General features: G+C 35.4%; 5 protein-coding genes and 1 pseudogene. All 6 read left to right on the forward strand.

Going from position 1 to position 8,429, the window contains the following annotated elements; all coding sequences use genetic code 11:
* A partial coding sequence (locus WC622_RS07725; protein ID WP_372818855.1) for a SusC/RagA family TonB-linked outer membrane protein occupies window positions 1–2,177 on the forward strand: 2,177 nt, incomplete at its 5' end.
* Window positions 2,178–2,187: 10 nt separating this feature from the next.
* Complete coding sequence (locus tag WC622_RS07730) at window positions 2,188–3,699, forward strand: RagB/SusD family nutrient uptake outer membrane protein (RefSeq protein ID WP_372818857.1); 1,512 nt, start codon at window positions 2,188–2,190, stop codon at window positions 3,697–3,699.
* Window positions 3,700–3,710: 11 nt separating this feature from the next.
* On the forward strand, window positions 3,711–5,126 hold the full coding sequence (locus WC622_RS07735; RefSeq protein ID WP_372818859.1) for a PKD domain-containing protein: 1,416 nt from the start codon (window positions 3,711–3,713) through the stop codon (window positions 5,124–5,126).
* Window positions 5,127–5,174: 48 nt separating this feature from the next.
* On the forward strand, window positions 5,175–6,056 hold the full coding sequence (locus WC622_RS07740) for a family 16 glycosylhydrolase (RefSeq protein WP_372818861.1): 882 nt from the start codon (window positions 5,175–5,177) through the stop codon (window positions 6,054–6,056).
* 199 nt (window positions 6,057–6,255) lie between these two features.
* Window positions 6,256–7,872 (forward strand): CTP synthase, encoded by a 1,617-nt coding sequence (locus WC622_RS07745; protein WP_372818863.1) that lies wholly within the window; start codon window positions 6,256–6,258, stop codon window positions 7,870–7,872.
* 19 nt (window positions 7,873–7,891) lie between these two features.
* A pseudogene (locus tag WC622_RS07750) lies at window positions 7,892–8,429 on the forward strand (membrane protein insertase YidC); the annotation flags it as partial.

The following is an 8,429-nucleotide window of genomic DNA, read 5'->3' on the forward strand; positions in this document are numbered from 1 at the left end:
TTAATATTAGCGGTGGCAATGCAAAATCAACCTATTATGGATCATTTGGATACTTTGATCAAGAAGGTATTGTAGCAAGTAAAAATTCTGTTTACAAAAGATTTACTGCTCGTTTTAGTGCTGACCATAATATCGCAAAATCTATTAAACTGGGAACTACAATTTCTTATGCAAGAAATAATTCGATAGGTGTAAGTACAAACTCTGAATATGGTTCTCCATTAAGTAGAGCAATTAATATAGATCCAATTACTCCATTAGTTGAAACTGATCCTTTAAAATATAATGCAGCACCATACAACAATAATCCAGTTGTAAGAAATGCTCAAGGTTTCCCATATGGCATCTCACAATATGCACAATCAGAAGTTTTAAACCCAATTGCAGCACTCGCTGTAGCTCAAGGAAATGGTTGGTCCGATAAAGTTGTGGCAAATGGTTTCGTTGAAGTAGAAGTAATCAAAGGTTTTAAATTACGTAGTTCAGCTGGTGCTGATTTAGCATTCTGGGGCAGCGAAGGTTTTACACCAATAAATTATTTGAATTCAATTAACCAATCAACTATTACATCTTATAACAAAAACAGTAATAGAGGATTAGCCTACATTATTGATTATACTGCAAATTATTCGAAAAAAATTGGTGATCATAACTTCTCAGTTTTGGGTGGTTATTCTTTCCAAAAAAACAAAGGAGAAACACAGGGTGGAACAAAAGAGGGTATTCCTGTAGATAATATCAAAGATGCTTCTCTCCAATTCCCTGTTACCCGTGCTAATGATGTCTTTTATGGCGGTGAATATTTGAATACACTCACTTCTATATTTGCTCGTATAACTTACGATTACAAAGAGAAATATTTATTGACTGCAATCACAAGAAGAGACGGTTCTTCTAAATTCGGTCCAAACAATAAATATGGCTATTTTCCTTCAGCGTCAGTAGGTTGGGTTGCATCAAAAGAAGATTTCTTCCCTCAGAACAATATCGTAAACCAGTTAAAATTTAGAGGTTCATATGGTATTCTTGGTAACAACCAAATCAATGATAACTTATACATTGCTACCGTTAGTGGTGGCAGAAATTACACCTTTGGAGGAAATAACCTAATTAATGGTGTAAGTCCTAATGCATTGTCTAATCCAGACTTGAAATGGGAAGAAACTTCGATTTTAGATTTTGGTGTTGATTTATCTTTCTTCAATAGTAAATTAACCTTAACTGCAGATTATTTCCATAAAAAGACTTATGGCATGCTTCAATCAATTGTCGTTCCATCTTACGTAGGTAATAATGGTCCGATTGGTAATGTTGCAGACAACTCAAACAAAGGTTTTGATTTTGAGTTAGGTTATAAAGGAAAAGTTGGACAATTTACCTATAGTGTTAATGCTAATGGTAGTTTTATTAAAAATACAACCGATTTTCTTGGAGATGATAAAACATTCATTAATGGACAAGGCATCACTCCTCAAAACTTGACGGTTACACGTACTCAAGTTGGTTCTTCATTCCAAGCATTTTATGGTTACGTATCTGATGGATTATTCCAGAATGCTACAGAAATTGCCAATTATAAAAATGCCGGAGGTACTCAAATCCAACCTAATGCAAAACCAGGAGATATTAAATTTATCGATCTAAACAATGATGGTGTAATTAATGATAATGATAGACAAATTTTAGGAAATTCACTTCCTGATTTCACTTACGGTTTAACTTTTAACATTGCTTATAAAGGATTTGATTTATATGTTTTAGGTCAAGGTGTAACTGGTAATCTAATTTTTAATGGCCTAAGAAGATTTGATTTACCAACATCTAACTATACGACTGCTATTTTAGATAGATGGACAGGAGAAGGAACAACTAACAATACTCCTAGATTAACTTTACAGGATGATAACCAAAATTATAGTCGTGTATCTAGCTTCTTCTTAGAAGATGGTTCTTATTTCAGACTTAAGACTTTACAAATTGGTTATACATTACCAAACAAACTATCTGGCAAAGCAGGTTTAAATAAAGTAAGAATTTACTTAATGGCAAATAACCTAGTTACGTTAACAAAATATACTGGTTATGATCCAGAAATTGGTGGTGGAAGTTTTGGTGTAGATCGTGGTTACTATCCACAAGCGAGAACGTTCTACGCAGGTATTAATTTTGGCTTTTAATAAATTTATCATGAAAAAATATAACTATTCAAAATATGTAATCGCTGTTATCGCGATCATGCTACTAGGTATATCCTGCAAAAAGGATTACCTGGAAATTGCTCCAAGGGGCACAGCATTGGAAGATAACTTCTATAAAAATGAAACAGAAGTAATGCAGGGCGTTATTGCTACTTACGATGTAATGCAATGGGGAACCACTGGTGGTTATACCATGAAAATGCCTTTATTAAGTGCGGCTTCAGATGATTGTTGGGCTGGTGGCAGTAATGCCTCCGATCAACCAAACTGGGTTGCCTATGATAATTTCAACATGAATTCTAGACTTGGCCCACAAGTAGGATTATGGTCTAAAAATTACAGTGGTATTAATCGTGCAAACTTAATTCTAAGCAAAATAGATAAATCTACTAATCTAAGTGCTGCTTTTAAAACAAGAGTTGTTGCAGAGGTGAAATTCTTAAGAGCTTATTATTATTTTGACCTCGTTAGATTTTTTGGTAATGTACCATTGATTACAAAAGTCTTGGAAACGAGCGAATTATATACTCAAGCACAATCTGCTCCAGCAGCAATTTATGCACAAATAGAGAAAGATTTGAGAGAATCCATTCCTGGCCTACCTCCTACTATCTCTTCTACAGAAAAAGGTAGGATTTCTCAAGGTGCTGCTAAAGCTCAGCTTGGTAAAGTATTATTATATCAAAATGATAATGCAAAATTAGCAGAGGCTATTACTCTATTTGAAGATATTAACAAAGTTGGAAATATATATGGCTATGCTTTATTACCAAATTATGCTGACATTTTTAATCCAGCAAATAAATTTAACTCAGAGTCTATATTAGAAATCCCACACTCAAGCAATGCAGCATGGACAGATTGGGGATGGATAAATGGTGGCGAAGGTAACGTTGGCACCCAATTTATTGGAATGGATAGCTTTGTTGGTGATACTTACTCTGCCGGCTGGGGATTTTGCCCTGTAACATTAGACTTAGTTAACGCATTAAAAACTGATCCGCGTTTCGCTGCTACTATTATAGATGGTGCTGCATTAAAAGCTGCAGGTGCAACTTATAATGCTCGTTATCAAAACACAGATTATTTTATTAAGAAATATGCGCCATTAAAAGCCTATCGTTCTGCTAGTGGAGTCGCTGAGCAAAACTGGCCAATTAATGAAATTGAAATCAGATTAGCTGATACGTATTTAATGCAAGCCGAAGCTTTGGTTAAAACAGGTTCAAATCCTACAAGAGCTAAAGAATTATTAGATGCAGTTAGAGGAAGAGTAGGTTTAGGTTCTGTTGCCGTTACATTGGATAATATTTATAATGAACGTAGATTGGAATTAGCTACAGAAGGTCATCGTTTCTTTGATTTAGTACGTACTGGTAAAGCAGCTGCAGTTTTAGGTCCAGTAGGGTTTACAGTAGGAAGAAGCGAATACCTCCCAATTCCAGCTGCTGAAATCGAATTGACCAATGGTATTATTAAACAAAATCCACATTACAATTAATTATCAGGAAAATGAAAATATTTAGAAATTCATTAAAAACTTCACTCTGGATTAGTTTCGGAATGATGTTAACTACACTTGGAGCTTGTCAGAAAGACGAAGTTACAGGAGAGTTAGGTACGCCACCAACGGCAGCAGAAATTCAGTTTACTGCAACGCCGACAACAGCAAATCCAAATATTATAAACTTTTCAAGCACTTATAATGGCATCAATACACATTGGGATTTTGGAAACGGAACATCTGCAGATGGAAAAAGTGCTCAAGGTGCTTTTCCTTTAGCTGGAACTTATACTGTTAAATTGACTGTGCTAGCAGCAGGTGGTGCCGTATCAACAACTAAAGTTGTGACAATTGCAAACACCAATCCAAGTATGTTAAACGATCCTGCATTTACAACTCTTTCTGGAGGTTTATCTAACTTAACAGGTAAAACATGGGTAATTGATCAAACACAACAAGGTCATTTAGGTGTTGGCCCTATTGGTTCTCAATTCCCAGACTGGTATCAAGCAGGTCCAAATGAGAAAGCAAGTAATGGGTTTTACGATGACGAGATGACATTTAACATGAATGCATTGAAATACACATATGCTAATCATGGAACTACTTTTGCCAATGCATCTAATGCCCCAGGTATTGGTGGACCTACTGGTAGTGATGATCCAACGGTAAACTACACGCCTGCTACCAATTTAACTTGGTTGGTTACTACAGTAAACGGTATTAAGTATATTACTATAAGCAATAATGGCTTTATAGCTTATTATTTAGGTGTATCTCAATATCAAATTCTTTCACTTACAGATGATGAAATGTGGTTGAGATGTTTAGACAAATCGAATGCAGGTAACGCTTGGTATTTGAAATTGATTAGAAAAGGGTATGTAAGACCGGTTGTACCACCTGTCCAAAAGCCAATGCAGGCAGCTAATCTTACTGATGATTTCCAAAACACTTCAGCAATTACTTGGAATGCAGAGAACATGGATTACACAAGATCTTACGATAATCCATCAAAATTCCCAGTAAATACGTCTGCTAAAGTTGGTTATTACGAAAAAAGAACAGGGTCTGATGGTCAGTATGGAAACTTAAATGTTACCATGCCTTATCGTTTCGATTTAACCACAAAAAATAAAATCAAATTAAAAGTATTTTTCCCTGGAGGAAATGATTTTACAAAAGTTGGCTCAACAGTTTCTATTAAATTGCAAAACTCATTATTGGGTGGCAATGCATGGACAACTCAGTTAGAGGTTGTAAAAACAATTACCCCGGTTCAATACAATACTTGGGTTCAATTAGAGTTCGATTATTCTGGTTGGGCTTCAGAAACTTTGTACGATAAGATTGTAGTACAATTAGGCGGTGAAGGTCATCCAAATCCAGGAATTTTCTATATTGACGATTTCGAATTTAAATAGAAACAAAAAAGCCTGGTTGAAAAATCAGGCTTTATAAACTAATCTGCTATGACTTATAGAAAAATTAAAAATGCATATTTCTTAATTGCGCTCTCGGCCGGCTCCATATTTTCTTGTCAATCTTGCTCTTCTGGTAAACAAGTAGAAGAACCAATTATTATTCCTCCAGCTCCTGTTGTTGTTGTAGATAAAAATTGGACTTTTGAAACTACACCGTTTTGGGCGGATGAATTTGATTATACTGGTTTGCCTGCAACTGCAAAATGGGATTATGATCTTGGTGGCTCTGGCTGGGGAAATAACGAGAAAGAATATTATACAAATTCATTAGCTAATGCTAGCGTAGCCGATGGAAAACTTAGTATTACCGCCAAAAAAGAAAGTATGAATGGTATGGCTTATACTTCAGCTCGTTTAGTTACCAGAAATAAGTTAGATGTATTGTATGGAAGAATTGAAGTTAGCGCAAAATTACCAACTGGAAAAGGTACTTGGCCTGCAATTTGGATGTTACCTACCGATAGAGCCTATGGAGATTGGCCTAAATCTGGCGAAATAGATATTATGGAACATGTTGGTTACGATCAAAATAATGTGCATTTCACAACGCATACAGAAGCCTATTATTTTAAAATCAATACCCAAAAAACAAGTACAAAAACTATTCCTGATGCAAGCACAGCATTCCATAAATACAGAGTAGATTGGACTCCTTATGCTGTTCGTGGCTATTATGATGATGTAATGGTATTCGAATTTGCTAACGAAGGTACTGGTTACAAAGTTTGGCCTTTCGATAAAAGATTTCACTTGTTGTTAAATTTAGCCATTGGTGGTGATTGGGGTGGCGCTCAAGGAATTGACGACACTATCTTCCCTCAAAAAATGGAAGTTGACTATGTACGCTATTATAAAATGATAGAAAAATAGTAAAAAACTATTCTAATTAAAATGTCCAGCTAAGTCTGGACATTTTTTTTGACCACTTTTCCGATTAATCGCTCACTATCAACTAAATAATTTATTTAAACATTTAGTCACTCAAATCAGATTTTTGTGTAGCTTTGTATCCCGTACAAAAACAATTAAAAAGGCCATAAAGCCCGCTTAATTTCACAAACTCACAAACATGACTAAGTATATTTTTGTTACGGGCGGTGTTACTTCCTCATTAGGTAAGGGCATCATTTCCGCTTCATTAGCCAAACTTTTACAAGCTAGAGGTTACCGTGTAACCATCCAAAAATTTGATCCTTATATCAATATCGATCCAGGAACACTGAACCCATACGAACATGGTGAATGCTATGTTACAGAAGATGGCGCAGAAACAGATTTAGATCTTGGTCACTACGAAAGATTTTTAAATACTTCAACTTCGCAGGCAAATAACATTACTACGGGTCGTATTTACCAAAATGTAATTAATAAAGAAAGACAAGGAGATTATTTAGGTAAAACTGTGCAGGTTGTCCCTCACATTACCGACGAAATTAAGCGCAACATGCGTATCCTCGGTGAAACCGGCAACTATGACATTGTAATTACTGAATTAGGTGGTACTGTTGGAGATATCGAATCATTGCCTTTTATTGAGGCAGTGCGCCAATTTAAATGGGAAGAAGGTTCTTCAAATGCAATTGTAATCCATTTAACCTTAATTCCTTTCTTAGCTGCTGCTGGCGAGTTAAAAACTAAACCAACTCAGCACTCCGTTAAAGCATTGTTAGAGTATGGAATCCAACCAGATATTTTGGTATGTCGTACCGAACATCATATCAGTGCTGATATTCGCAAAAAAATTGCTTTGTTCTGTAATGTGAATGTAAATGCAGTAATCGAATCGATTGATGCCTCTTCTATTTATAGCGTTCCATTATTGATGATGAAGGAGCAACTAGACAAAACAGTTTTAAGTAAATTAAAACTTCCTGCTAAAAACGAACCGGACATGGAAAGCTGGAAAGACTTCTTAGGACGTTTAAAAAACCCAACTGCCGATGTGAGAATTGGGTTAGTTGGTAAATATGTTGAATTACCAGACGCCTATAAGTCTATATCAGAAGCTTTTATCCACGCAGGTGCGAAAAACGAATGCAAAGTACGCGTTGAATATATTCCTTCAGAAAGCATCTATCCGGATAATGTAGCAGAAAAATTAAGTCATTTGCAAGGTGTATTAGTGGCTCCAGGTTTTGGAAGTAGAGGTATTGAAGGAAAAATTGAAGCTATTAAGTTTGTAAGGGAAAATGAAATTCCTTTCTTCGGCATTTGCCTAGGAATGCAATGTGCAGTAATTGAATTTGGCAGAAACGTTTTAGGCCTTAAAAATGCAAATACTACAGAAATAGATGAAAATTCAGAACATCAAGTAATTAACATGATGGAAGAACAAAAAAATATCACAACAAAAGGCGGAACTATGCGTTTAGGTGCCTACCCTTGTGATATTAAAAGAGGAACAAAAGCATATGCAGCTTATGGGAAACAACATATTTCTGAAAGGCACAGACATCGCTATGAGTTTAACAGCGCCTATTTAAAACAATATGAAGATGCTGGAATGATTGCATCTGGTGTTAATCCAGACAGTAATTTAGTAGAAATTGTTGAGTTAAAAAATCATCCATTTTTTGTTGGGGGACAGTTTCACCCAGAATTAAAATCAACAGTTGCTAATCCTCACCCACTTTTTGTTAAATTTGTTGCCGCTGCAATGGAGTATGCGAAAAAAAAGATCAAATAAACGCGTTTAAAATATAATAATGGATAGAAATACATTTACAGGCCTGTTCCTGATCATGGTGATTTTAGGAGCAGCTGTTTTCTTTATGAAACCTAGCGAGGCGGATATTAAGAAAGAAAAAGAAAGAATTACTGCTGATTCACTAAAAAAAGTTGGAGCTAGCAAAGCTTCAACCCCGACACCTGCGGTAACACCAAATAGTATTGCAAAACAAGATACAGCAATTTCTAACGGTCCTTTCGGTGCAAATCTTAACGGAACTGAAGCGACAACTATTTTAGAAAACCAACTAATCAAGTTAACCTTTACCAATGTTGGAGGTAAGATTAAGAGCGTTGAAGTCAAAAACGAAAAGACATATAATGGAAAACCAGTTGTTTTATTTGATGGAACTGAAAATAAATTTGGCTTAAATATTAACATAGATGGTAAAATTGTAAACACCAATAATCTTTATTTCACCAGCACTAAAAATGGCAATAGCATTAGTATGCGCGCTAATTATAGTGCAGAGAAGTACATTGAATTTGTTTATGATCTAAAAGATGCTAGTAGCA

This window comes from Pedobacter sp. (genome assembly GCF_041662865.1).
Lineage (GTDB): Bacteria > Bacteroidota > Bacteroidia > Sphingobacteriales > Sphingobacteriaceae > Pedobacter.

What these genes read in the sequence shown, in the direction of transcription:
- WC622_RS07745 (WP_372818863.1), top strand. Translation starts at nt 6,256, where the DNA reads ATGACTAAGTATATTTTTGTTACGGGCGGTGTTACTTCCTCATTAGGT.
- WC622_RS07730 (WP_372818857.1), top strand. Translation starts at nt 2,188, where the DNA reads ATGAAAAAATATAACTATTCAAAATATGTAATCGCTGTTATCGCGATC.
- WC622_RS07740 (WP_372818861.1), top strand. Translation starts at nt 5,175, where the DNA reads ATGACTTATAGAAAAATTAAAAATGCATATTTCTTAATTGCGCTCTCG.
- WC622_RS07735 (WP_372818859.1), top strand. Translation starts at nt 3,711, where the DNA reads ATGAAAATATTTAGAAATTCATTAAAAACTTCACTCTGGATTAGTTTC.